Origin of the sequence: Streptomyces sp. NPDC093260, from assembly GCF_040683715.1 — a bacterium.
Lineage (GTDB): Bacteria > Actinomycetota > Actinomycetes > Streptomycetales > Streptomycetaceae > Streptomyces > Streptomyces sennicomposti.
On sequence record NZ_JBFBEK010000004.1, the window covers coordinates 265,959 to 289,140 of the forward strand.

21 protein-coding genes are annotated in these 23,182 nt (G+C 72.2%); 8 read left to right on the forward strand and 13 right to left on the reverse strand.

Annotated features, from left to right (window positions below; translation table 11 throughout):
* Positions 1 to 59: 59 nt before the first annotated feature.
* Positions 60 to 1,199 (forward strand): serine hydrolase domain-containing protein, encoded by a 1,140-nt coding sequence (locus AB0N63_RS07295; protein WP_365525325.1) that lies wholly within the window; start codon positions 60 to 62, stop codon positions 1,197 to 1,199.
* 40 nt (positions 1,200 to 1,239) lie between these two features.
* Here the strand turns inward: AB0N63_RS07295 and AB0N63_RS07300 are convergent, their stop codons facing one another.
* Together AB0N63_RS07300 and AB0N63_RS07305 are read right to left on the reverse strand one after the other, a co-directional pair.
* The gene (locus AB0N63_RS07300; protein WP_365525328.1) at positions 1,240 to 1,827 is read right to left on the reverse strand and encodes a TetR family transcriptional regulator; all 588 of its coding nucleotides are present in this window, start codon (positions 1,825 to 1,827) and stop codon (positions 1,240 to 1,242) included.
* Positions 1,828 to 1,896: 69 nt separating this feature from the next.
* On the reverse strand, positions 1,897 to 2,907 hold the full coding sequence (locus AB0N63_RS07305) for an aldo/keto reductase (RefSeq protein WP_365525330.1): 1,011 nt from the start codon (positions 2,905 to 2,907) through the stop codon (positions 1,897 to 1,899).
* A gap of 181 nt (positions 2,908 to 3,088) precedes the next feature.
* Here AB0N63_RS07305 and AB0N63_RS07310 point away from each other — a divergent pair, with 181 nt between their 5' ends.
* Positions 3,089 to 4,171: a chitinase gene (locus tag AB0N63_RS07310; RefSeq protein WP_365525332.1), complete on the forward strand. Its 1,083-nt coding sequence runs from the start codon at positions 3,089 to 3,091 to the stop codon at positions 4,169 to 4,171.
* A 156-nt stretch (positions 4,172 to 4,327) separates the two neighbouring features.
* Here the strand turns inward: AB0N63_RS07310 and AB0N63_RS07315 are convergent, their stop codons facing one another.
* Positions 4,328 to 5,710: a glycine--tRNA ligase gene (locus AB0N63_RS07315; protein ID WP_019982275.1), complete on the reverse strand. Its 1,383-nt coding sequence runs from the start codon at positions 5,708 to 5,710 to the stop codon at positions 4,328 to 4,330.
* Between the two features lie 172 nt (positions 5,711 to 5,882).
* Between AB0N63_RS07315 and AB0N63_RS07320 the strand changes: the two genes are divergently transcribed.
* The 4 genes from AB0N63_RS07320 to AB0N63_RS07335 all read left to right on the forward strand — a co-directional run bounded on the left by AB0N63_RS07320 (position 5,883) and on the right by AB0N63_RS07335 (position 9,020).
* Positions 5,883 to 6,842: a metal ABC transporter substrate-binding protein gene (locus AB0N63_RS07320; RefSeq protein ID WP_365525335.1), complete on the forward strand. Its 960-nt coding sequence runs from the start codon at positions 5,883 to 5,885 to the stop codon at positions 6,840 to 6,842.
* Positions 6,839 to 7,645 (forward strand): metal ABC transporter ATP-binding protein, encoded by an 807-nt coding sequence (locus AB0N63_RS07325; protein WP_365525338.1) that lies wholly within the window; start codon positions 6,839 to 6,841, stop codon positions 7,643 to 7,645. Before AB0N63_RS07320 ends, AB0N63_RS07325 begins: the two co-directional genes overlap by 4 nt.
* Positions 7,645 to 8,547 (forward strand): metal ABC transporter permease, encoded by a 903-nt coding sequence (locus tag AB0N63_RS07330; RefSeq protein WP_365525340.1) that lies wholly within the window; start codon positions 7,645 to 7,647, stop codon positions 8,545 to 8,547. The genes AB0N63_RS07325 and AB0N63_RS07330 overlap by 1 nt, the downstream gene beginning before the upstream one ends.
* 62 nt (positions 8,548 to 8,609) lie before the next feature.
* Positions 8,610 to 9,020 (forward strand): transcriptional repressor, encoded by a 411-nt coding sequence (locus tag AB0N63_RS07335; RefSeq protein WP_365525342.1) that lies wholly within the window; start codon positions 8,610 to 8,612, stop codon positions 9,018 to 9,020.
* 191 nt (positions 9,021 to 9,211) lie between these two features.
* Here the strand turns inward: AB0N63_RS07335 and AB0N63_RS07340 are convergent, their stop codons facing one another.
* Together AB0N63_RS07340 and recO are read right to left on the reverse strand one after the other, a co-directional pair.
* Positions 9,212 to 10,051: an isoprenyl transferase gene (locus AB0N63_RS07340; RefSeq protein ID WP_365525345.1), complete on the reverse strand. Its 840-nt coding sequence runs from the start codon at positions 10,049 to 10,051 to the stop codon at positions 9,212 to 9,214.
* Positions 10,052 to 10,076: 25 nt separating this feature from the next.
* Entirely contained in the window at positions 10,077 to 10,823 is a 747-nt protein-coding gene (gene recO, locus AB0N63_RS07345) for a DNA repair protein RecO (protein ID WP_019982280.1), read from the reverse strand.
* Between the two features lie 179 nt (positions 10,824 to 11,002).
* Between recO and AB0N63_RS07350 the strand changes: the two genes are divergently transcribed.
* Positions 11,003 to 12,523, forward strand: a complete 1,521-nt coding sequence (locus tag AB0N63_RS07350; RefSeq protein ID WP_365525348.1) for an alpha/beta hydrolase — start codon at positions 11,003 to 11,005, stop codon at positions 12,521 to 12,523.
* 115 nt (positions 12,524 to 12,638) lie between these two features.
* Here AB0N63_RS07350 and AB0N63_RS07355 read toward each other — a convergent pair whose 3' ends face one another.
* The 6 genes from AB0N63_RS07355 to AB0N63_RS07380 form a co-directional block, all read right to left on the reverse strand.
* Positions 12,639 to 13,883: a hypothetical protein gene (locus tag AB0N63_RS07355; protein WP_365525350.1), complete on the reverse strand. Its 1,245-nt coding sequence runs from the start codon at positions 13,881 to 13,883 to the stop codon at positions 12,639 to 12,641.
* A gap of 74 nt (positions 13,884 to 13,957) precedes the next feature.
* Complete coding sequence (locus AB0N63_RS07360) at positions 13,958 to 14,971, reverse strand: SCO2521 family protein (protein WP_365525352.1); 1,014 nt, start codon at positions 14,969 to 14,971, stop codon at positions 13,958 to 13,960.
* 1 nt (position 14,972) lies between these two features.
* Positions 14,973 to 15,938 carry an SCO2522 family protein gene (locus AB0N63_RS07365; protein WP_365525355.1) on the reverse strand — a complete coding sequence of 322 codons (966 nt, stop codon included), beginning with the start codon at positions 15,936 to 15,938 and terminating at the stop codon, positions 14,973 to 14,975.
* 22 nt (positions 15,939 to 15,960) lie between these two features.
* A complete protein-coding gene (locus AB0N63_RS07370) occupies positions 15,961 to 16,878 on the reverse strand; it encodes an SCO2523 family variant P-loop protein (protein ID WP_019982285.1) in 918 nt (305 codons plus the stop codon).
* 3 nt (positions 16,879 to 16,881) lie between these two features.
* Positions 16,882 to 18,726: an SCO2524 family protein gene (locus tag AB0N63_RS07375; protein WP_365525359.1), complete on the reverse strand. Its 1,845-nt coding sequence runs from the start codon at positions 18,724 to 18,726 to the stop codon at positions 16,882 to 16,884.
* Positions 18,727 to 18,801: 75 nt separating this feature from the next.
* Entirely contained in the window at positions 18,802 to 19,554 is a 753-nt protein-coding gene (locus tag AB0N63_RS07380) for an SCO2525 family SAM-dependent methyltransferase (RefSeq protein ID WP_365525361.1), read from the reverse strand.
* Between the two features lie 335 nt (positions 19,555 to 19,889).
* Between AB0N63_RS07380 and AB0N63_RS07385 the strand changes: the two genes are divergently transcribed.
* Positions 19,890 to 20,450, forward strand: coding sequence for a GNAT family N-acetyltransferase (locus AB0N63_RS07385; protein ID WP_365525363.1), 561 nt, complete (start codon positions 19,890 to 19,892; stop codon positions 20,448 to 20,450).
* A gap of 45 nt (positions 20,451 to 20,495) precedes the next feature.
* Here AB0N63_RS07385 and AB0N63_RS07390 read toward each other — a convergent pair whose 3' ends face one another.
* Both AB0N63_RS07390 and leuA read right to left on the reverse strand, forming a co-directional pair.
* Entirely contained in the window at positions 20,496 to 21,197 is a 702-nt protein-coding gene (locus AB0N63_RS07390; RefSeq protein ID WP_365525365.1) for a TerB family tellurite resistance protein, read from the reverse strand.
* A gap of 183 nt (positions 21,198 to 21,380) precedes the next feature.
* Positions 21,381 to 23,102: a 2-isopropylmalate synthase gene (leuA, locus tag AB0N63_RS07395; protein WP_365525368.1), complete on the reverse strand. Its 1,722-nt coding sequence runs from the start codon at positions 23,100 to 23,102 to the stop codon at positions 21,381 to 21,383.
* Between the last annotated feature and the right edge of the window lie 80 nt (positions 23,103 to 23,182).

Here is a 23,182-nt window from a genome sequence, read left to right on the forward strand (position 1 = left end):
TCGCCGGCATACGCCGGCGACCGGCGGACGGCGACCAGAGGAAGAGGCGGGCCCTGACGATGAGCGCACTGCATGACATGCTGCGGCGGCACGTGGACGACGGGACGGTGCCGGGAGCGGTGGGCCTGGTGGCCCGCGGCGACGACGTGGAGGTGGTCGCCGTGGGCTCGGTGGACACCGCCGGGAGCGCCCCGATGGCCCGGGACACGCTCTTCCGGATCGCCTCCCTCACCAAGCCGGTCATGGCGGCGGCCGTGCTGACGCTGGTGGAGGACGGGGTGCTCGCCCTTGCCGACCCGGTGGCGAAGTGGCTGCCGGAGCTGGCGGAGCCGGTCGTCGTACGGGACCCGGCGGGCCCGGTGGACGACGTGGTGCCGCTCGCCCGCCCGATCACGGTGGAGGACCTGCTCAGCTCGCGCACCGGCTGGGGCTTCGCCGCCGACTTCTCCCTCCCGGCCGTCCGGGCCCTGGCCGAGGTGCAGGACCACGGCCGGCCGGTGCAGGACTGGCCGGAGCCGGACGTCTGGCTGGAGCGGCTGTCCCGGGTCCCGCTGCTGCACCAGCCGGGCGAGGCCTGGCTGTACGACACCTCCTCCGACGTCCAGGGCATCCTGGCCGCCCGCGCCTCGGGGCGCGCGCTCCCCGAGTTCCTGGCGGAGCGGGTCTTCGCCCCGCTGGGCATGCGGGACACGGCGTTCGAGGTCCCGGCGGAGAAGCGCGATCGGTTCACCAGCCTCTACCGGCCGGACGGGACCGGCGGCCTGGAGCCGGTGGACGGGCCGGACGGCGACTGGACCCGCACGCCGGCGTTCCCCTCGGGCGGCGGCGGCCTGGTCGCCACGGCGGACGACCTGCTGGCCTTCGCACGGATGCTGCTCGGCGGCGGCGCCGCGGACGGCCGGCGTCTGCTCGGCCCCGAGTCGGTGCGCCGGATGACCACGGACCACCTCACCCGAGGCCAGCGCGAGCGCGCCGGCCTCTTCCTGAACGGCCAGGGCTGGGGCTACGGCGGCGCGGTGGACATCGCCCCCGCCGAGCCGTGGAACGTCCCCGGCCGCTACGGCTGGGTCGGCGGCACCGGCACCACGGCCCACATCGTCCCCGCCGACCGCAAGGTGACCGTCCTGCTGACCCAGGTGTCGATGACGAACCCGACACCGCCCCCGCTGATGCGCGCCTTCTGGCGGGCGACGGCGTGAGGAAGGCGCGACGGCGTAAGGAGGCGCGGGACGGGGCCGGCTACGCCCGCAGTCCCCGCAGCAGCAGGTCCAGGACCGCGTCGAACTCGTCCTCCACGCCCGGCAGCGTCCACTCCCGCGCGTAACAGGGGTCGTGGAAGCGGCCGGTGGCGTGGAAGAGTGCCCGGGCCGTGGCGGCCGGGTCGGCCGTCGTGAACGCGCCCGTGGCGACGCCCGCCTCGACGATCCCGGTCAACTGGCCGGTCAGATCGTCGATGTGCTCGCTGACTGCCTCGCCGTTCTCCCCGGCGAGGACCGAGTACGTGGCGAACAGCTCCGGGTCGTCGCCGGCCTTGTGCCGCTTGGCGTCGAACAGGGTCCGGAACCAGTCCCGCAGCCGCTCCCCGGGGGCCCGGTCGGCGGCGGCGACACCGGCCAGGGCGTCCGAGGTGCGGTCCAGCCACCGTTTGGTCACCGCCTCGCGCAGCGCCGCCTTGGTGCGGAAGTGGCGGTAGACGCTGCCGTGGCTGACGCCGAGCGCGCGGGCCACGTCCACCACGGTGGCCTTGGCCGGGCCGTGGCGGCGCAGCACCTCCTCGGTCGCCGCGAGGATGCGCTCGGCGGTCAGGGTCTCGGTGGTGGGTGACATGTCATAGACCGTACCCGGAGCGGTGTCCGCCGTTGGCGGAGCGGTGTCCGGTGCTGCCGTGCACGGTGCTCAGCGCTCGCTGTCGAGCATGGCCATCTGCGCGGGCGCGTACCGCTCCCCCGCCACCGCGTCGGCGGGTACGGCGGCCTCGATCGCGGTGAGGTCGGCCTCGGTGAGGGTCACGTCCAGGGCGCCCAGCGCCTCGTTCAGCCGCTCGCGGGTGCGGGCGCCGATGAGCGGGACGATGTCCTCACCGCGGGAGAGCACCCAGGCGATGGCGATCTGCGCGACGGTGGCGCCCTTCTCCTCGCCGATCCGCCGCAGCGAGTCGACCAGGCCGAGGTTGTGCCGCAGGTTGTCGCCCTGGAAGCGGGGCGAGTGGGCGCGGAAGTCGGTCGCGGCGAACCGCTGGTCGGCGCTGACGCTGCCGGAGAGCAGACCGCGCGAGAGCACGCCGTACGCGGTGACCGCGATGCCGAGTTCGCGCAGGGTGGGCAGGATCTCCTTCTCGGGGCCGCGCGAGATCAGCGCGTACTCGATCTGGAGGTCGGCGATCGGGGCGGTGGCGGCGGCCCTGCGGATGGTCTCGGCGCCGACCTCGCTCAGTCCGATGTGCCGGACCCAGCCCTTCTCGACCAGTTCGGCGACGGCGCCGACGGTCTCCTCGATCGGGACGTCCGGGTCGAGCCGGGCCAGGCGGTAGACGTCGAGGTGGTCGACGCCCAGGCGCTGGAGCGAGTAGGCGGCGAAGTTCTTCACGGCGGCGGGCCGGCCGTCGACGCCGCCCCAGCCGCCGTCCGGGTCGCGCAGCGCGCCGAACTTCACGCTGAGCAGCGCGTTGTCGCGGTGCGCGGCGGGGGCGGAGCGCAGTGCCTCGCCGATGAGCAGTTCGTTGTGGCCCATGCCGTAGAAGTCGCCGGTGTCCAGGAGGGTCACGCCGGCGTCCAGGGCGGCGTGGACGGTGGCGATCGACTCGGCGCGGTCGGCTTCGCCGTACGCCCCGGACATGCCCATGCAGCCGAGGCCGAGGGCAAAGACCTGGGGGCCGGTGGTTCCGAGGGAGCGGGTGTTCATCGTCATGCGTCCAGCCTGACATGACGACTGACAATTTTCAATATCTGTCATTCGATATCTGTCATTCAGCACGCACCGGAGCGGGTCGGGGACTTTGGTCCAGACCTCTTGACGAAAGGTCTGGACCAGAGGACTGTCATGTCTGCGACATGACTGCCCCTCACCGCACCCCACCGGGAGGCCCCGCATGATCCGCCGCAGACTCCGTCTGCTCGCCGCCGCCCTGGCGAGCGCGTGTCTCGCCCCGCTCGCCCTGGCCCTCGCGCCCGCCGCCTCGGCCGCCCCCGCCCCGGCCGCCGCTTCCCCCTCCGCCGACACCTGCGCCGTGAAGCCCCGCCCCGCCGGCAAGGTCCTCCAGGGCTACTGGGAGAACTGGGACGGCGCCGCCAACGGCGTCCACCCGCCCTTCGGCTGGACCCCGATCACCGACTCCCGTATCGCCGCGCACGGTTACAACGTGCTCAACGCGGCCTTCCCGGTCATCCGCTCCGACGGGACGGCCCTGTGGGAGAACGGCATGGACAGCGGTGTGAAGGTGCCCACGCCCGCCGAGATGTGCGCGGCCAAGGCGGCCGGGCAGACGATCCTGCTCTCCATCGGCGGCGCGACGGCCGGCATCGACCTGAGTTCACAGACGGTGGCGGACCGGTTCGTCGCGACGATCGTGCCGATCCTGAAGAAGTACAACTTCGACGGCATCGACATCGACATCGAGACCGGCCTGACCGGCAGCGGCAGCATCGGCCAACTGTCCACGTCCCAGGCCAACCTGATCCGCATCATCGACGGGGTCCTCGCCCAGATGCCGTCCGACTTCGGCCTGACGATGGCCCCGGAGACCGCGTACGTGACCGGCGGCAGCGTCGTCTACGGCTCGATCTGGGGCGCCTACCTCCCGATCATCAAGAAGTACGCCGACAACGGCCGCCTGTGGTGGCTCAACATGCAGTACTACAACGGCAGCATGTACGGCTGCTCCGGCGACTCGTACTCCGCGGGCACCGTGCAGGGCTTCACCGCCCAGACGGAGTGCCTGAACAAGGGCCTGGTGATCCAGGGCACCACGATCAGGGTGCCCTACGACAAGCAGGTCCCGGGCCTGCCGGCGCAGCCCGGCGCGGGCGGCGGCTACATGTCGCCCTCGCTGGTCTCCCAGGCCTGGAGCCACTTCGGCGGCTCCCTCAAGGGCCTGATGACCTGGTCGGTGAACTGGGACGGCTCGAAGAACTGGACCTTCGGCGACAACGTGAAGTCCCTCCAGGGCCGCTGACCGCCACCGGCCGGCAGGCCACCCCCCTCCGGGCCGCAGGCGCCACCGGCCCGGCTCCGGACAGCGAAACGCCCGCGCCCCGTACGACTCGGTCGTACGGGGCGCGGGCGTGGGCGGGTCCGGGGCCGGGCCCCGGGCCCGGCGGGCAGCCGTGGGTCAGCAGCCCACCAGACGCTGCGCCAGGTAGCCCTCGATCTGGTCGAGGGACACCCGCTCCTGCTTCATCGAGTCGCGCTCGCGGACGGTGACCGCGTTGTCCTCGAGGGTGTCGAAGTCGACCGTCACGCAGAACGGCGTGCCGATCTCGTCCTGACGGCGGTAGCGGCGGCCGATGGCGCCGGCGTCGTCGAACTCGATGTTCCAGTTCTGCCGCAGCGCCTGGGCCAGACCCTTGGCCTTCGGGGACAGCTCCGGGTTGCGGGACAGCGGCAGCACCGCGACCTTCACCGGGGCCAGGCGGTGGTCGAGGCGCAGCACCGTGCGCTTCTCCATCTTGCCCTTGGCGTTGGGCGCCTCGTCCTCGACGTAGGCGTCGAGGAGGAAGGCGAGCATCGCCCGGCCGACACCGGCCGCGGGCTCGATGACGTACGGCGTCCAGCGCTCGCCGGCCTCCTGGTCGAAGTAGGAGAGGTCCTGGCCGGAGGCCTTGGCGTGGGCGCCGAGGTCGTAGTCGGTGCGGTTGGCGACGCCCTCCAGCTCGCCCCACTCGCTGCCGCCGAACTGGAAGCGGTACTCGATGTCGGCGGTGCGCTTGGAGTAGTGGGAGAGCTTCTCCTTGGGGTGCTCGTACCAGCGCATGTTCTCTTCACGCAGGCCGAGACCGGTGTACCAGTTCCAGCGCTGCTCCATCCAGTATTCCTGCCACTGCTCGTCCTCGCCCGGCTTGACGAAGAACTCCATCTCCATCTGCTCGAACTCGCGGGTGCGGAAGATGAAGTTGCCCGGCGTGATCTCGTTGCGGAAGGACTTGCCCATCTGGGCGATGCCGAACGGCGGCTTGCGGCGCGAAGTGGTCTGCACCTGGGCGAAGTTGGTGAAGATGCCCTGGGCGGTCTCGGGGCGCAGGTAGGCGACGGAGCCGGAGTCCTGGGTGGGGCCGAGGTGGGTGGAGAGCAGACCCGAGAACTGCTTGGGCTCGGTGAACTGGCCCTTGTTGCCGCAGTTGGGGCAGTTGAGGTCGGCGAGGCCGTTCTCCGGGGCGTGCCCCTTCTTCTCCTCGTACGCCTCTTCCAGGTGGTCCGCGCGGAACCGCTTGTGACAGGCGGTGCACTCGGTCAGCGGGTCCGTGAAGGTGGCGACGTGACCGGAGGCCACCCAGACCTCGGGGGCAAGGATCACGGACGAGTCGATGCCGACCACGTCCTCGCGGGACGTCACCATGTAGCGCCACCACTGGCGCTTGAGGTTCTCCTTGAGCTCGACACCCAGCGGCCCGTAGTCCCAGGCGGCGCGCTGACCGCCGTAGATCTCACTGCAGGGGAATACGAAGCCACGGCGCTTGCTCAGGCTGACGATGGTGTCGATCTTGTCGGCGGCCACGGTGCTCTCTTCATTACGACGACGGGCGACGAAGCGAGACGCTTCAGAGCGAATGCTTCAGAGTACCGGCGCAGGTCGCCCCTCAATCAAATCGGTGCCGGTTACGGGGCCTTCCGGGGCCTCCCACCGGGGTTGTTGACAACGGTTTCCATTTTTGTTGAAAATGAGTGTCATGAACATACGACGACGCCTCATATCCGGGACCGCGGTCGCGGCGGCCACCGCCCTCGGCCTCGGTGCCCTCTCGGCCTGTTCCTCCGCCGACGCCGCGGCGGGCACCACGGACAAGTACGACGTCGTCGCGTCGTTCTATCCGATGGCCTTCCTCGCCGAGCGCATCGGCGGCGACCACGTCCACGTCACCAGCCTCACCGAGCCCGGCCAGGAACCCCACGACCTGGAGATCAGCGCCCGCCAGACCGGACAGCTGGAGGACTCCGACGCCGTCCTCTACCTCAAGGGCCTCCAGCCCGCCGTCGACAAGGCCGTCGACCAGTCCGGGCCGAAGACGCGGATCGACGCCGCCGCCCTCACCACGCTGGAGCAGCACGGCAACGAGGTCGGCGGCCACGCCGCCGCCCACGACGACCACGAGGGCGAGGAGAGCGGCGGCAAGGACCCGCACGTCTGGCTCGACCCGGTGCGCTACGCGCAGATCGCCGAAGGCGTCGGCAAGGCCTTCGAGAAGGGCGACCCGAAGCACGCGGCCGACTACCGCGAGAACACCGCGGCCCTCGTCGCGCAGCTGAACGACCTGGACAAGCAGTTCCGGGACGGCCTCGCGCACACCAGGAGCAAGGTCTTCATCACCACGCACGCCGCCTTCGGCTACCTCGCCGAGCGCTACGGCCTGACCGAGGAGGCCATCAACGGCCTCGACCCCGAGTCCGAGCCGAGCATCGCCCGGATCAGGGACCTGGAGCGGATGGCCAGGGCCGACGGCGTCACCACCGTCTTCTACGAGACCCTCGTCAGCGACAAGACCGCCAGGACGGTCGCCGGCGACGCGGGTCTGCGCACCGACGTCCTCGACCCGGTGGAGGGCATCACCAAGAAGTCCCGCGGAACCGACTACATCGCGGTCCAGCAGGCCAACCTCAAGGCCCTGCGCCAGGCCCTGGGCGCCCGATGAGCGGCGCGGCAGGCACGGAAGGAGACGTGGGCGCCGTGGGCGAGCCCGTCATATCCCTGCGCGGGGTGAGCGCCGACCTCGGCGGCCGTCCGGTGCTGCGCGGCATCGACCTCACCGTCCGCCGCGGCGAGGTGGTCGCGCTGCTCGGCGCCAACGGCTCCGGCAAGTCCACCGCCGTACGCGGCCTGCTCGGCCAGGTGCCGCTCACCGCCGGCGAGATCGAGCTGTTCGGCACGCCCCGCCGCCGCTTCCGCGACTGGGCGCGGGTGGGCTACGTCCCCCAGCGCACCACGGCCGCCTCCGGCGTCCCGGCCACGGTCACCGAGATCGTCTCCGCCGGCCGCCTCGCCCGAACCCGCTTCGGCCGGTACCGCAAGGCCGACCGGGCGGCCGTACGGCGGGCCCTGGAGGAGGTCGGCATGGCCGACCGCGCCGGGGACTGCGCGTTCGCCCTCTCCGGCGGCCAGCAGCAGCGCGTCCTCATCGCCCGCGCCCTGGCCTGCGAACCCGAGCTGCTGATCATGGACGAGCCGATGGCCGGCGTGGACCTGGCCAGCCAGGAGGTGCTGGCCGGCACCCTGCGCGAGCAGGTCGCGGCCGGGGCGACGGTGCTGCTGGTGCTGCACGAACTCGGCCCCCTGGAACCGCTGATCGACCGGGCGGTCGTCCTGCGCGACGGCCGCGTCGTCCACGACGGACCCCCGCCCGAGGCCGTCGGCCATCACGCCCTGCCCGGCCACGACCACATACACCCCCACGCCGCCGCCGGCGCCGATCCGATCCGCACGGGACTGCTGAGCTGATGGAACTCCTGGACCACGCCTTCATGCAGCGGGCCCTGCTCGCCGCCGTCCTGGTCGGCGTCACCGGCCCCGCCATCGGCATCTACCTCGTCCAGCGCCGCCAGCCCCTGATGGGCGACGGCATCGGCCACGTCGCCATGACCGGTGTCGGCCTCGGCTTCCTGCTGAACACCTCGCCGGTGTGGATGGCCACCGCCGTCTCCGCGCTCGGCGCGGTCCTGATGGAACTGATCCGCTGGTACGGCCGCACCCGCGGCGACATCGCCCTCGCCATGCTCTTCTACGGCGGCATGGCCGGCGGCGTGATGTTCGTGAACCTGGCGCCCGGCGGCTCCAACGCCAACCTCAGCTCCTACCTCTTCGGCTCCCTGTCCACGGTCGCCCCCGAGGACGTCACGGCGATCTCCGTCCTGGCCGCGTTCGTCGTCGCGGTCACCCTCGGGCTGCGCCGCCAGCTGTTCGCGGTCAGCCAGGACGAGGAGTTCGCCCGGGTCACGGGGCTGCCCGTGCGCGCCCTGAACCTGCTCGTCGCCGTCACCGCGGCGGTCACCGTCACCGTCGCCATGCGGGTCGTCGGCCTGATCCTGGTCTCCGCGCTGATGGTCGTGCCCGTGGCCGCCGCCCAGCAGCTCACCCGCTCCTTCGCCGCCACCTTCGCGATCGCCGTCGCCCTCGGCCTCGGCTCGACCGTCGGCGGCACCGTCACCTCGTACTACCAGGACGTGCCGCCCGGCCCGACGATCGTGCTGCTGACCATCGCCGCGTTCCTCGTCCTCACCGTCCTGGCCACTCCGCTCGCCCGCCGCCGCGCCCGGGCACTGGCCGCCGCCCGGCCCGCCGGGGACCCGGCGGAGTGTGCGATTCCGGCCACCCGGGAGCCCTCCGACGGAGTCGGCGTCTGACCGCGCGCCGACCGGGCTGGCACAATGGCCCCGGCAGGCGCAGCGGATTGAGGAGGCAACCGGTGACCACCGCAGGACCGCCCGTGAAGGGCCGCGCCACCCGGCAGCGCGCCGCCGTCGCCGCGGCCCTCGACGAGGTCGACGAGTTCCGCAGCGCGCAGGAGCTGCACGACATGCTCAAGCACAAGGGCGACTCGGTGGGCCTGACCACGGTCTACCGCACGCTCCAGTCCCTCGCCGACGCCGGCGAGGTCGACGTGCTGCGCACCTCCGACGGCGAGTCCGTCTACCGGCGCTGCTCGACCGGCGAGCACCACCATCACCTCGTCTGCCGCGTCTGCGGCAAGGCCGTGGAGGTCGAGGGCCCGGCGGTGGAGAAGTGGGCGGAGGCGATCGCCGCGGAACACGGCTTCGTGAACGTCGCCCACACGGTGGAGATCTTCGGAACCTGCGCGGAGTGCTCCACGGGGTGAGCCCTGGCCGGCGAGCACCGTGGAGGAGCCTGCCGGCTGCGCGGGGCGCATCCTCGACGGGGTGCCGTGACCGCCGTGGGGGTGCCTGCCGACTGCGGGCGCGGATCCTGGTGCGCTGAGCGCGCGGTTCACCGCGCCCCTACGGGCGCGCCCCGCGCCCCCCTTTCGGGGCGCGGGATCCGGGGCGGACGTCAGGCCTCCTCCGGGCGGCCCTCCATCGCGAGGAGCTGTTCGTTCGGGATGGCGCCGCCGAAGCGGCGGTCGCGGGAGGCGAACTCCAGGCAGGCCCGCCACAGGTCGCGGCGGTCGAAGTCCGGCCACAGCACGTCCTGGAACACCATCTCCGCGTACGCGCTCTGCCACAGCAGGTAGTTGGAGGTGCGCTGCTCGCCGCTCGGGCGCAGGAACAGGTCCACGTCCGGCATGTCCGGGTAGTACAGGTACTTCTGGATCGTCTTCTCGCTGACCTTGGACGGGTCCAGGCGGCCCGCCGCGACGTCCTCGGCCATCGCCTTGGCCGCGTCCGCCAGCTCGGCCCGGCCGCCGTAGTTCATGCAGAAGTACAGCGTCAGCAGGTCGTTGCCCTTGGTCTGCTCCTGCGCGACCTGGAGCTCCTTGGCGACCGACTTCCACAGCCGGGGCATCCGCCCCACCCAGCGCACCCGGATGCCCAGCTCGTCGAGCTGGTCGCGGGTCTTGCGGATGAAGTCGCGGTTGAAGTTCATCAGGAAGCGCACCTCGTCGGGCGAGCGCTTCCAGTTCTCGGTGGAGAAGGCGTACAGGGAGATGTTGCGCACGCCGATCTCGATCGAGCCCTGGAGCACGTCCAGCACCCGCTCCGCGCCGACCTTGTGCCCCTCGGTGCGCGGCAGGCCGCGCTCCTTGGCCCAGCGGCCGTTGCCGTCCATGACGATCGCCACGTGCTCGGGGACCAGCTCGCCGGGGAGCTTCGGCGGCCGGGCCCCGGACGGATGCGGCTCCGGCGCCCGGTACTCGCGCCGCCGTCCCCCAAGGATCCCGCGTACGGCCATGTGCTCCTCGTCTCCCTTGCGTTGCTTACTTCTCGACGTACCTGAGCGAGCGCAGTCCGCGCTCCAGGTGCCAGTGGAGGTAGGCGGACACCAGCCCGCTGCCCTCCCGCACGAACCGCGGCTCGCAGGCGTCCGCCGTCGCCCAGTCCCCGGTGAGCAGCGCACCGAGCAGGGCGAGCGTCTGCGGTGAGGGTACGACACTGCCGGGCGCCCGGCAGTCGACGCAGACCGAGCCGCCGGAGGCCACCGAGAAGAACCGGTTGGGCCCGGGCATCCCGCACCGGGCGCAGTCGCCGAAGCTCGGCGCGTAGCCGTTGACCGCGAGCGAGCGCAGCAGGAACGCGTCCAGCACCAGATGCGGGGCGTGCTCGCCCCGGGCCAGCGTGCGCAGGGCGCCCACGAGCAGCAGGTACTGCTGCACGGCCGGCTCGCCCTCGTGGTCGGTGAACCGCTCGGCGGTCTCCAGCATGGCGGTGCCCGCGGTGTAGCGGGCGTAGTCCGTGACGATGCCGCCGCCGTAGGGCGCGATGGTCTCGCTCTGCGTGCACAGCGGCAGCCCGCGTCCGATCAGTTCGCTGCCCCGGGCGAAGAACTGCACGTCCACGTGCGAGAACGGCTCCAGCCTGGCCCCGAACTTCGACTTCGTCCGCCGTACGCCCCGGGCCACCGCCCGCACCCGTCCGTGCCCGCGCGTGAGCAGCGTGATGATGCGGTCCGCCTCACCCAGCTTCTGGGTGCGCAGCACGATGCCGTCGTCGCGGAACAGACTCATCGCGCACCTTCGCGGAACTGACTCATGCGCCCATTGTCGCGTACGCGGACAGGGGACCGGACCGGGTGCGGGACGGGGGTGCGAGTGTCCCCTTAGGGAAACCCACGGGGGTAAACCCCCCGAAGATCCGGGCAGTTGCCCGGATGTGGCGGGTGGCCCCGATCGGTGAGGCTCGTCACATGACGCACTCCACACGCAGCCGTGTCCGCCGCAGCGCCGCCCTCGCCGGCGTCTGCGCCGTCGTCCTCGGCCTCACCGTCCCCGCCGCCACGGCCTCGGCCGCCTCCGGCTCCGCCTCTGCCGGCTCCCCCGGGCACGACTCCCTGACCTGGACGAAGTGCGCGGACGCCACCGCCGACCCGCGCCGGCAGTGCGCCACCTTGAAGGTCCCCATGGACTACGCCGACCCGCACAGCCCGCTCATCGACATCGCCGTCTCCCGCGTCCCCAGCGAGAAGACCACCGCCCGGCGCGGAGTGCTGTTCCTGATCCCGGGCGGCCCCGGGAACTCCAGCCTCGACGACCCGTCCGGCAAGGGCCGGAAGCTGCCGCAGGAGGTGCGCGACGCCTACGACCTGATCGGCTTCGCCCCGCGCGGTCTGGCCCCCTCCACCGCCGTCGACTGCGGCCTCGACCACGCCGATCTCGCCACCTCCCGGCTGCGCCCCTGGCCCGCCCCGGACGGCTCGATCGACGGCAACCTCGCCACCGCCCGCCGCATGTCCGACGCCTGCGCGCGCAACGGCGGCGAACTGATCCGGCACCTCGGCACCGTCAACGAGGCCCGCGACCTCGACCGCCTGCGTGCCGCCCTCGGCGAACGGAAGATCTCCGCGTGGGGCGTCTCGTACGGGACGTACGTCGGCGCGGTCTACAGCCGGCTGTTCCCGCGGCGCACCGACCGGATCGTCCTGGACAGCAACGACAACCCCGATCCGGACCGTGTCAACCGCGCCTGGATCGCCGCCCACGGGCAGGGCGTGGAGGACGTCTTCCCCGACTTCGCCGCCTGGGCCGCCGACCCCGCCAACCCGGACCGGGTGGCCGAGCGGGCCGCCGACGTACGGCCGCTGTTCCTGCGGCTCGCCGCCCGCCTCGACCGCGCGCCCCTCCCCTGGCCCGGCGCCAACCCCGAGGAACTGAACGGCAACGTGCTGCGCCAGACCATGCTGGACAGCCTCTACGCCCCGGCCAGGTATCCGGCCCTGGCGAAGCTGATCCGGGCCGCGGAGCAGGGCACGGTGCCGCCCGCGCCGGCCGCTCCGCCGGAGGCCGTGCTCCAGAACGTCACCGCCGTCGCCGCCGGGACCATATGCGACGACGTCGTCTGGCCGCGCGACGCCGCCGCGTACGAGAAGGACGTGGCCGCGAGCCGTGAGGAGTTCCCGCTGACCGCGGGCATGCCGCGCAACGCGATGCTGTGCGCCGCCTGGCCCTTCGCGCCGAAGGAGCCGCCGGTGCGCATCACCGGCGACGGTCCCGCCAACGTGCTCATGGTGCAGAACCGCCGCGACGTCGCCACCCCGCTCAGCGGAGCGCTGAAACTGCGGGAGGCGTTCGGCGGCCGCGCGGTCATGGTGACCGTGAACTCCACCGGCCATGACGCCTACCTCGCCAACGGCAACGCCTGCGGCGACCGCGTGGTCTCCCGCTTCCTGGCGGACGGGACGCGCCCGGCGGCGGACCTGTACTGCCGCTGACACGCGGCCTCCCGTGCGGTGCGGCCCGGATCGGCGCGGGGCGCACGGCGCGGGGCGGGGCAGCCCGGCCGTGAGACGCGGCCCGGGTCGGCGCGGGGCGTGGGGCGCGGCCCGGTCAGCCGCGGTCCACCATCCAGGTGCCGTCCTCCTCGTCGTCCACCCGCACCTCCAGCTCGCGCACGCCCATCCCCGCGTCCCACAGCTCCCGGAACCGCTTCATCCGGTCCTGGACATGGTCCTGTCGGGCGATGAGCCGGGTGCGGACGTTGACGTCGCGCAGGTCCTGGTCGATCTCGAAGGACGCCTCCTCGTCGTAGACGATGAAGTCGTTGGTGGTGCCGCGCTGGAGGTGCGGAGGCAGTTCGGGCAGGACCGCGACGCGCACCTCGATGCGCAGCAGTTCCTGCTCCTCGCACAGCCGCAGCAGCCGGTCGTCCAGTTCGCGGGCGCTCTCCAGCAGGAACACCCGGCGCACGCTCACCCCGCGCTCCTCGATCGCCTCGTGCTGCGCCTGGAGGTAGCGGCTGGCGGGCTCGCTGTTCCAGAACTGGCGGTCGACGGAGGTGCTGGTGGCACAGACGGACTGCTCGGCGGCGCGGGTGAGGGAGAGCATCCAGTCGTGGTTCTCGCCGGGGCACTCGGCGCTCAGATTGGTCAGGTCGCTCATGTGCCCGACCACCCGCTTCATCTCCAGACGGACGAACGTGTAGAGGATCGGCGGCTGGGGCGCCAGCACCTCGGCGAAGCTCTTGGCCAGCTCGGGCACGCTGTCGATGCGGACCCGGTCCGGCCCGGGATAGGAGTCGGCGGGGCGCGCCACCTCGGCGACCCGGCTCTCCACCAGTTGCCCGATGTGCTCCGTGTGCCGGTTCAGCGCGCTGCGCAGCTCCTCGGACTGGCGGGTCAGGCCCGAGCGCAGCTCCTCGGACTGGCGGGTCAGGCCGCCGCGCAGCTCCTCGTCGTGCCGTTCGAGCCGCTGGAGGCTGTCGCGCACCGCGGCGGCGGTCCCGGTCAGCAGGCTCTCGGTGCGCCGGGTGTGCTCCTCCACCCGGCGGTCGAGGCCCAGGACGGACTGGACGATCACCGCGGCGACGGCGCACAGCAGCCCGGTCGCGAACTGCCGCAGCGGCGCGGTGTCCGGGCTCAGCAGCGCGGCGACGCCCCAGGCGAGGCCGCCGAGGGCGACGCCGGCCGTCGCCCGGCGGGTCCACCGGGACCGGTCGGCGTCCGCCGTGAGGGCTCGCCTCAGGCCGCCGGCGGCGGTGGGCGGTGATCCGCCCGGCGGTCCGGGGACCTCCGGTCCCGCCGTGGCCGCCGGGCCAGCCGTCTGCTCGGGCTGGGGTGACTGTGCCGTGCTCATCTCGCTTCTCCCCCCGTTGGGATACGCGTCGGAATCGGGATGCGGGGACGTGCGTGACCTGGTCGGGCGTCCGCTCAGGGAGCCGGCTGCACCTCCCGGTACAGCGCGGGAACGGCGTGCAGGGCGAGCTGGTCGCGGATGCGCTGCACCAGAGCCTGCCACTGCCGGGTGAAGCCGGGCCGTTCCTCCAGCGCCTCCCACAGCGGGGCCAGTGCGGCGGCCACCCGGGCCCGTGGCATCCACAGGTGCAGCAGGTGGTCGACGGCGGGGCGGAGCGTGGCGAGGACGGCGGGGCGGTCCTCGGCGCCGGGTCTCGCGCGGGCGGGCACCGCCCCGGAGCCGAGGGCGATGCCGTCGAGCATGCGGACCACGGTGGTCAGCAGCCAGTCGTGCAGGGCGAGGTCGTCGCACAGCCCGGCGATGTCGGCGCTGTCGGTGCCTTCGGGCACCCTGAGCCGTACCGTGCGCAGCTCGTCCTCGGCGAGGGTGAACCGCTCCAGGCTGGGGCCGTCGCCGGGGTGCGCGGGCAGCGCGGCCCACCGCAGCCGGGTGGGACGGGAGCGCAGCGGCGGGCAGTGGTCGAGCAGCGGGTGGCGCAGCAGCCGGGTGAGCAGCCCGTCGGCGATGAGCCCGACGTCGAGGTCGCCGTGCCGGCCGCCGTCGAGGACGCCCTGGGCGACCGCCTCGTGGGGCAGTTTGCCGAAGGGTTCCAGCACTCCGGGCCGTACCAGGTAGTGGCCCCACGGCCGACGCTGGTCGGGGCCGGTGGCGGGCAGGCGGAAGTAGGCGGAGGTCTGCAGGACGCGGCCCTCGGTGAGGGCGGCCCGGGCGGCGACGGTGCCGACCGCGCGGACCCGGGCGCCGTTGGCGCTGGGCAGCGGGCAGTCGACGCCGGTGAGGGTGTCGGGCGAGCGGGCGTAGAGGTTGGGGCGTTCGGAGAGCAGGACGCGTTCGTCGGCGCGCAGGCCGAGGAGCTGGGCGGCGGCGCGGATGTCGAGCGCCTGCCGGGTGGGCAGCAGGCAGGTGCGGATCTCGCCGCAGGCGAGTACGGCGCTCGGTGCGCTCTCCTCCACTCCGGGCCCCGTCATGTCAGGGCCCCGCGTAGAAGACGTAGGAGACGCGGTCGGCGACCGAGTCGGGCACGGGCACGCGCTCGCGGGCGGAGCGTTCGGCGATCTGGCGCAGCGCCGCCGTGTCCACCTCGGTCTGGTCGAGGACGACGCGGACGGCGTGTTCGACGGGCAGGAACCGGTTGGGCAGCACCGAGCAGGTCCGGTAGGCGGCGAACGGGTCCGCGCGGGCGTTGAGCCGGACCAGCGAGGGCAGCTCGTCCCAGTCGTCGGGGAAGTCACCGCCGGGAGGCGGATCGGGGGTGAAGAGGGGTTCGCCCTCGGCGCGCAGCAGTCCGAGCCGGGCGAGCTGCCACACGGCGGCGAGGAAGGGGCAGGACCAGGTGCGGTGCCCGTCGGCGTCCTCGCTCCACAGTTCGACGTCGAGGAAGACGGAGTGGCGGCGGGCGGCGGTCTCCTTGGGCGGCTGCCAGGCGGCGGCCGGTTTCATCGCCTGCGGGGCGCGGGCCACGGGGCTGCGCTCGCCGTTGGCCAGCCAGCCGGTCTGGGCGGCGGGCGGGCGGTTGCCGTAGCTGCCGGGCGGCGGCGACTCGACGATGCGGGCGGCCACCGCCTGGGCGACGGGCACCTTGCCGGTGACGGCACAGCCGGACTCGCGGGCCAGGTAGTCGATCTCGAGTCCGGCCCGGTCGGCCTCGTCGAGCAGCAGCGGGACGAGTTCGGCGGGGCTGGAGAAGCGGGTGAAGTAGTCGTCGATCAGGAAGCAGGTGCTGATCCGGGGGCGGCGGCCGCCGGCGCGGGCCTCGGCGGCGGCGCGGGCGGCCGCCACCCACGGGCGGACCTGGGCGAAGTGCTCGCGCAGCCGGCGCGGCCCGGCCTCGAAGTCCTCCATGTAGAGGTGTCCCAGCTCCAGGGAGAGGTGGGACAGCGGCACCGACTGGGTGCGCGGTTCGGCGGTCGTCTCGCGGAACACTGCCTCCGTCATCGCCGCCCCCCGTAGGACCGGTTCATGGCCGCCCCCAGTAGGAGTCGTCGGTCAGCCGCCGGGCGATCTCCTCCAGGGCCTCCAGCGTCTCCTTGTTGGCTATCTGGGTGGAGAGCACGTCCTCCTCGGTGATCAGCTGCTCGCGCCACTGGAGGATGGGCTCCAGCGGGACGATGCCGAGGACGACGCTGTCGCCGATGCGCTGTTCGGCGGCGAGCCGGCGCAGGGTCTCGTCGCAGGCCTGCATCCAGGCGGCCTGGGCGGGCGAGCCCTGCGCCCACACCGGCGACTCGGGGTCGGGCACGGCGGCCCGGACGAAGCGGATCGCGGCGCGCAGGGCGTCCTCGTCGTGCCCGCGCTCCACACCGCCCTTGATGATGCCGTGCGCCTTGTGGACCAGTCCGGCGGCGGCGATCACGTGCTGGCGGGTCCAGCGGTGGAAGACCAGCCAGCGGAAGGGGACGTTGCGCATCCGGGGGTGGGCGGTGGCCGCGAGGACCATGTCGACGGCGTAGCTGCGGCCGGCGCTGAGGTCGACCACGATCAGGTCGAACTCGCCGTTGAGCCGCAGCAGCAGGTCGATGCAGCGCTCCAGGGCCTCCTCGCCGGTGGCGAACTCGCCGCCGCCGGCGTCGCCGGGCAGCAGGACGAGGCGGCCGGACTGGTTGGGCCGGGCGCGCAGCAGCGGGTGCTCGGTCTGCCGCCAGACGTCGATCCGGACCGGTTCGGCGATCTCGCCCTCCAGATAGGAGTGCAGTCCGCGTTCCTCGGCGCCGCGCATCGCGCTGGGCACGTCGAAGACGGCGGCGGCGGTCGGCGAGCCGAAGTCGAAGTCGACGTAGGCGACGTGGTCGCCGGTGAGGGCACGCTGGTAGGCCAGGTTGGCGCTGGTCACCGAGCGGCCGGTGCCTCCCTTGTCGGAGGCGGCGAAGACGAGCACGGCTCACACCTCCTGTGTCGCGGCGCCCCTGGCCTGGGCCAGGGTGTCGAGTTCCTGGAGCACGGGCAGGGCGAGCGCGAAGGCGGTGGCGGGCCGCTCGTCCAGGAGGGTGCGGGCGCGGTCGAGGCGGCTCTCGATGCTGCGCATGGTCCGGGCCCGGTTGCCGTCGCCGGTGGCGGACGCCTCCAGTTGCTCCTTGCCGAACAGGTGGGTGGCCTCGCTGAGCAGGTCCCGGGCCAGCTGGGCGAGTTCGGGGCTGCGGATGGGCTGCTGTTCGTAGAGGTTGCGGGCGGCGACGAGGCATTCGGTGAGACGCTCGGTGATGCTCCAGGACAGCCGGGGGCCGACGCCGCGCGCCTCGGGGTAGACGGCCCGGACGTCGTCCCAGAGTTCGAGGCCGTCGCCCTCCTGGATGCGCCGGTCCCACAGGTGCTCGAAGACCTGTTCGGCCAGGCGCAGCAGGCGGTCCTGGGCGTCGATGTTGCGGGAGAGCGTGGCGAGCTGGACGGTCCGCTTCAGCAGCTGGGCGGAGAAGTCCGTCATCCGCCACAGGAGCAGTCCGCCGGAGCGGTCGGAGCCGGCCAGCGGCATGGTGACGCCGGAGCTGTGCATCCGGAGGATGGGATCCTCCTTGGTCATCCGGCTGGTGACCCGGCCGCGGTCGGCCAGGCGCTCCATGATGGCGACGGTGCGGGTGAGGTCGTCGTCGGTGGCCTTCCGGCGGATCAGGTCGTGCACGAGGATGGCGGCGACGGTCAGCGAGAAGTACTCGGACTCGAGGCGCAGTCCAGTGGTCTGCCAGGGCAGGTCCTCCAGCGGCCAGCGTTCGCTGCCGAAGCGGGCGACGGCCGACCAGTACTGCTGGCTCAGCTCCCAGCGCAGGCGCAGCGCCTCGGCGAGTTTCTGCTGGTCGGCGTCGAGCAGGCCGAGGGTGAGGGTGCGCTCGGAGAACAGGTCCTGGATGCCGTCGAGGGCGACGACGGTGAAGTACACGTACGGGAGCCGGTCGGCGATGCCGTCGGGCTGGCCGGGGACCTCGGTGTCCAGGTCGGTGATCTTGGGCGCGTCCTGCACCACGCCCCAGGCCCAGCCGCACTCGAAGAGCTGGGTCTCGTCGCGGATGCTCTCGTCGACCTGGATGCCGCGGCTGAGGCTCTCGATGATGGTGGCGCGCAGGGGGCGGAACCGGCGGGAGAACTGCTGGAGGACGGCCCGCTCGGACTGTCTGTTCTGCCCGATGACCTGGATCAGCCGGCGGCCCTGTTCGGACTCGGCGTCGAAGACGTTGACCGTGAAGGAGCGCAGCAGGCTGATCATCGCGGAGGTCAGCCGGATGTTGGTGGCCTCCCGCAGTTCCGCGACGGCTCGCAGCACCTCGGGGCGGCTGGTGGTGACCTCGTAGACCTTGAGGAAGCCGAGGGTGGCCAGGCACAGCGTGACGGACATCGAGTAGGAGTCGACCACGCCCAACTGGCTCTGCTCATAGGTGAGTTCGAGCTTGGGGTCGGACGGCTTGAAGTAGTGGCCGCCGGCGAAGGTGGGGCTGTCGTCCGGGCCGGTGTGGGTGCGCATGAACTGGGTCAGCGCGGTGATCAGGTTGGGCGGGATCTCCAGCCGGCTGCCGACCCCCTCGAGGGCGCGCAGCACGTCCCGTTCGGTGGTGTCGGGCTGGTCTAGGCGGAAGGCGGGGACCTCGGTGGCGGGGTACAGCAGGCAGAGCAGGCGCTCGGCGTCGGCGACGCTGCTCAGCCCGTCGGTGTCCTCCAGGACGAGCTTTCCGTCCTCGAACGAATGACGGGCCATGGCCCGCCAGATGTCCAGCAGATGCTGCCGTGGCTTGATCTGCATCCCCGCACCCCTCGTACAGATCCCGATGCCTGCCTTGAACCGCTCCCCGTCCCCGCCCCGACATGGTCCCCGTTCCTAGGGGGCGGCAATCTCCGAATTGCGCCGTCCCAGGGCGAGCAGCATGCCCTCGTGGCCGGGCCGTACGACGTGGTCGAGATCGTGGATCTCCAGCTCGGCGCTGAAGGGAGCCAGGCTCTCGGCGGCCACCGTCTTGTTCACCCGGTAGGCGGGGTAGCGGTGCTCGCCGACGTCGTAGCCGACGGACTCCTTCATGAAGGCGACGGCGAAGGGAGCGTCCTTCTCCAGCGCGTTCATGAAGCAGGACACGCCGCGCGCGAACTCCTCGGGGCACTCGGACATGGAGTCGGCGACGAAGAACATCGTCCCGATGTCCCAGCGGCGCTGTCCGTCGAGGTCGAACAGGTTGAGCCGCTCGACCCGGACGATCTCGCTCACCCGGCTCCTGGGCTCGACGTCCCGGTAGAGGGCGCCTTCCCTGAGCACGTCCCAGAACGCGTCCCAGGCGAGGTCGAAACCGGCCGGGGAGGTCTGCTTCTCCAGGTACTCGACGTTCGGCTCGGCGTATTCGAGCAGCAGGACCTTGGCGCACCAGGGGAGCATGGAGAGCGCCGGGTAGAGGTTCGCACCGGCCCCGACGTCGACACCGCGCAGCGACCGCGGGGCGACGTCGGCGAGACAACGGCCGAAGTGGTCGCGCAGGAGCCGCACGATCTGGAGGTCCGCCTCCAGCGGTGTGCGGTAGTTGTTGTCGACGTACACCTCTGGATCGAACTTCGACCAAGGGGCGTCAGCGTTGCGATCCATCATCACCCTGCCGCGTTCCGTTCGTCTTCCGAGCAAGTCCGTGTGCCGTTCGCGAGCCATGGACATCGGCGAATGAAGCGGCATCCCCGTTCCCCGCACGGTAGGCCCACGAGGGGAGCGCAGAAAGCCGGGAACGCGCCACTCCCCATGTGCAGGGGGCACCCGGGCGCATGTCAGCACATCTGGGCGCACACGCTAACTCGCCCTTGCATATGAGGAGTTGGGCGGCCCACTCTAGCGAGAACGAGCCACCGGCCGCTACCGAACCTCGACTCCTCCCTTCGGGTTACGCCGGTGCGCGTCGCGTTGACGCCTGTACGTCCGACTGGGGGTGGCGAATGACAGCCGAGCCGATGGAACGATCCCTGGAACGCCCTTCGGACCGCCGCGAGCGGCTCTCGGCGCAGGCGCCGTTCCCCGAACCCCGGCCGCCGGTCCTGCGCACGGCCCGGAAGGCCGACCTGCCCGAGCTGCAGCGTCTCGACGAGGAGGTCTTCCAGGAGGTCGCCTATCCCGGCTTCCTGCTGCGCCAGCTCTTCGACATGTACGGCGAGCACTTCCTGGTCCTGGACGACGGCGCGGGGCGGCTGCGCGGCTACGTGCTGGCCGGCACCACGGCGCTGGACCGCGACAGCTGGATCCTCGGCCTGTGCGTGACCCACGACCGCCGCCGCAACGGATTCGGCCGGGAGCTGATGGTCGAGGTGCTGGCCCGGCTGCGGCGCTGCGGGATCGAGCGGGTCCGGCTCACCGTGGAGCCCGCCAACCGCGCCGCGATCCTGCTCTACCGCTCGCTGGGCTTCCGTCCCGAGGAGCCGGACGGCGGTCTGCGCCGGGACTACTTCGGGCCCGGCATGGACCGCCAGGTGCTGCGCCTGGAGCTGACGCCGGCCCGCTGAGGCCGCCCGGCGCCGGCGGGTCCGCCCCGGGGAACCGGCCGGGGCTCAGGACGGCGTGCGGGCCGCCGCCGCAAGCAGGCGGCTCACGTCGTCCGCGCAGATGGTCAGAGCCGCCCCGACGGTGGCGAGGGCGTCGCGTTCGGCCGGGGTGTACGGGCCGTCCGCGAGGGCGATCCGGGCGGCCTGGAGCAGGATCGACTCACGGCCGGCGGCGGCCAGGTGCGGGGCCAGCGGGTCCAGCGCCTCGTGCAGCTCTATGGCCAGGCCGGTGGTGCAGGCCTGCTCCTCGTAGACCCGGCCGGTGTCCGCGTCCAGCGCCTCCACCAGGGCCGCCAGCTGCTCCTCGGAGCAGTCGGCGACACCGGCGGCGCGGGCGGCGGCCGCCGCGCTCTCCAGCGCGGTACGGGAGCCGGCGCCGCCCGCGCAGAGCACGGCGAGGGCGACGGTGTGCACGGCGTCGCGGAGCATCGCGGAGAAGCGGCTGGTGGTCGGATGGTCCAGGGCGTCGGTGCCGAAGTGGCCGCGGCAGGCGGCGCACTCCACGACCGGTCCGGCCGCGCCGCGCGGCAGCACGGGCATCCCGAGGACGGTGAAGCGCCGCTTGCCGCTGAGCCGCTGGTAGTTGCGGTCGCCGCCGCAACCGGGGCAGAAGAACTCGCCGTCTCCGACCGGCGTCCACGAGGTGCGGGTGCCCAGGATGCGGGCAAGCCCGGCGCCACGGCCGTTTCGTCCCCGTACTGGCAGCACGTCGCACCTCCGTAACCTCGCGGCAACATCGCCGCGCTGGCGTGATGTTAGCCACATCGGTGAGGCTGAGTCAGCACCCCGGACGAGACCTTTCCGTGACCTGGCCGGTTACCGATGCCGTGAGAAACGGGCTCCGACCGCCCGTGGAGGCGGCCGGAGCCCGGAAAGCACCGGTCAGCGCGGTCAGCGCGCGGCCCGGTTGACGGCCGAGACGACCGCCTTCAGCGACGCACGTGTCGTGTTCGCATCGATGCCGATGCCCCACAGGACCTTGTCCTCGATCGCGCATTCGATGTACGAGGCGGCCAGCGCGGAGGCGCCCTCGCTCATCGTGTGCTCCTGGTAGTCCAGCAGGCGTACGTCCACGCCGATGGAGTGCAGGGCGTCGAAGAACGCGGAGATCGGGCCGTTGCCGGAGCCGGTCAGGACGGTGTCCTCGCCGTCCACCTGGGCCTCGACGGTCAGGCTGTCCACGCCGTCGGTGTCGGTGGTGGACTGGCCGTTCTTGACCTGGATGCGACCCCAGGGGTTGTCCGGGTTGGGCAGGTACTCGTCCCGGAAGACCGACCAGATCTCCTTGGGCGTGACCTCGCCGCCCTCGGCGTCCGTCTTGGCCTGGATGATCTTCGAGAACTCGATCTGCATCCGGCGCGGCAGGTCCAGCTTGTGGTCGTTCTTCAGGACGTAGGCGATGCCGCCCTTGCCGGACTGGGAGTTGACGCGGATGACGGCCTCGTAGGAGCGGCCGACGTCCTTGGGGTCGATGGGCAGGTACGGCACGGCCCACTCGATGTCGTCGACCGTGACGCCCTTGGCCCTGGCGTCGGCCTCCATGGCGTCGAAGCCCTTCTTGATGGCGTCCTGGTGGGAGCCGGAGAAGGACGTGTAGACCAGGTCGCCCACGTACGGGTGGCGCGGGTGGACCTCCATCTGGTTGCAGTACTCCCACGTACGGCGGATCTCGTCGATGTCGGAGAAGTCGATCTGCGGGTCGACGCCCTGCGAGAACAGGTTCATGCCCAGGGTGACCAGGTCGACGTTGCCGGTGCGCTCGCCCTGCCCGAACAGGCAGCCCTCGACGCGGTCGGCGCCGGCCATGACCGCCAGCTCGGCGGCGGCGACGGCGGTGCCGCGGTCGTTGTGCGGGTGGACGGACAGGCAGACGTACTCGCGGCGGGACAGGTTCCGGTGCATCCACTCGAACCGGTCCGCGTGCGTGGACGGGGCGGAACGCTCCACCGTGGCGGGCAGGTTGAGGATGATCTCGCGGCCCGGGCCCGGCTGGTAGACGTCCATGACCGCCTCGCAGACCTCCAGCGCGAAGTCCAGCTCGGTGTCGGTGAAGATCTCCGGGCTGTACTGGTAGCCGAATTCCGTCTCCGGGCCCAGCAGCTTCTCGGCGTACTCCATCACCAGGCGGGTGCCGTCGACGGCGATCTGCTTGATGTCGTCCTTGGAGCCGCGGAAGACGACCCGGCGGAAGACCGGCGCGGTGGCGTTGTACAGGTGGACGGTGGCCCGCCTGGCGCCCTTCAGGGACTCCACGGTCCGCTCGATCAGGTCCTCGCGGGCCTGGGTCAGTACGGAGATCGTGACGTCGTCCGGGATCGCGCCCTCCTCCTCGATGATGGAGCGCACGAAGTCGAAGTCGGTCTGGCCGGAGGCCGGGAAGCCGACCTCGATCTCCTTGTAGCCCATCTTGACCAGCAGGTCGAACATCGCGCGCTTGCGGGCGGGCGACATGGGGTCGATCAGGGCCTGGTTGCCGTCGCGCAGATCGGTGGACAGCCAGCGGGGGGCGGTGGTGATGCGCTTCTCGGGCCAGGTGCGGTCGGGGATGTCGACCTGGTCGTAGCGGCCGTACTTGTGGACCGGCATGGGGCTGGGCTGCTGGCGGTTGACCATGGTGGCGTGGGCTCCTCGGGAAGTCCGCGGGGTGCGGTGCCTGAAAGGCGGCCGACGGCGCAACGCCAGACTCCGCGGGG

Bases quoted from the DNA above. Each gene is read 5' to 3' on its own strand.
- AB0N63_RS07355 (WP_365525350.1), bottom strand. From the start codon at position 13,883: ATGAGCACGGCACAGTCACCCCAGCCCGAGCAGACGGCTGGCCCGGCG.
- AB0N63_RS07365 (WP_365525355.1), bottom strand. From the start codon at position 15,938: ATGACGGAGGCAGTGTTCCGCGAGACGACCGCCGAACCGCGCACCCAG.
- AB0N63_RS07320 (WP_365525335.1), top strand. From the start codon at position 5,883: ATGAACATACGACGACGCCTCATATCCGGGACCGCGGTCGCGGCGGCC.
- recO (WP_019982280.1), bottom strand. From the start codon at position 10,823: ATGAGTCTGTTCCGCGACGACGGCATCGTGCTGCGCACCCAGAAGCTG.
- AB0N63_RS07305 (WP_365525330.1), bottom strand. From the start codon at position 2,907: ATGACGATGAACACCCGCTCCCTCGGAACCACCGGCCCCCAGGTCTTT.
- AB0N63_RS07325 (WP_365525338.1), top strand. From the start codon at position 6,839: ATGAGCGGCGCGGCAGGCACGGAAGGAGACGTGGGCGCCGTGGGCGAG.
- AB0N63_RS07380 (WP_365525361.1), bottom strand. From the start codon at position 19,554: ATGATGGATCGCAACGCTGACGCCCCTTGGTCGAAGTTCGATCCAGAG.
- AB0N63_RS07375 (WP_365525359.1), bottom strand. From the start codon at position 18,726: ATGCAGATCAAGCCACGGCAGCATCTGCTGGACATCTGGCGGGCCATG.
- AB0N63_RS07350 (WP_365525348.1), top strand. From the start codon at position 11,003: ATGACGCACTCCACACGCAGCCGTGTCCGCCGCAGCGCCGCCCTCGCC.
- AB0N63_RS07310 (WP_365525332.1), top strand. From the start codon at position 3,089: ATGATCCGCCGCAGACTCCGTCTGCTCGCCGCCGCCCTGGCGAGCGCG.
- leuA (WP_365525368.1), bottom strand. From the start codon at position 23,102: ATGGTCAACCGCCAGCAGCCCAGCCCCATGCCGGTCCACAAGTACGGC.
- AB0N63_RS07360 (WP_365525352.1), bottom strand. From the start codon at position 14,971: ATGACGGGGCCCGGAGTGGAGGAGAGCGCACCGAGCGCCGTACTCGCC.
- AB0N63_RS07330 (WP_365525340.1), top strand. From the start codon at position 7,645: ATGGAACTCCTGGACCACGCCTTCATGCAGCGGGCCCTGCTCGCCGCC.
- AB0N63_RS07385 (WP_365525363.1), top strand. From the start codon at position 19,890: ATGACAGCCGAGCCGATGGAACGATCCCTGGAACGCCCTTCGGACCGC.
- AB0N63_RS07295 (WP_365525325.1), top strand. From the start codon at position 60: ATGAGCGCACTGCATGACATGCTGCGGCGGCACGTGGACGACGGGACG.
- AB0N63_RS07300 (WP_365525328.1), bottom strand. From the start codon at position 1,827: ATGTCACCCACCACCGAGACCCTGACCGCCGAGCGCATCCTCGCGGCG.
- AB0N63_RS07340 (WP_365525345.1), bottom strand. From the start codon at position 10,051: ATGGCCGTACGCGGGATCCTTGGGGGACGGCGGCGCGAGTACCGGGCG.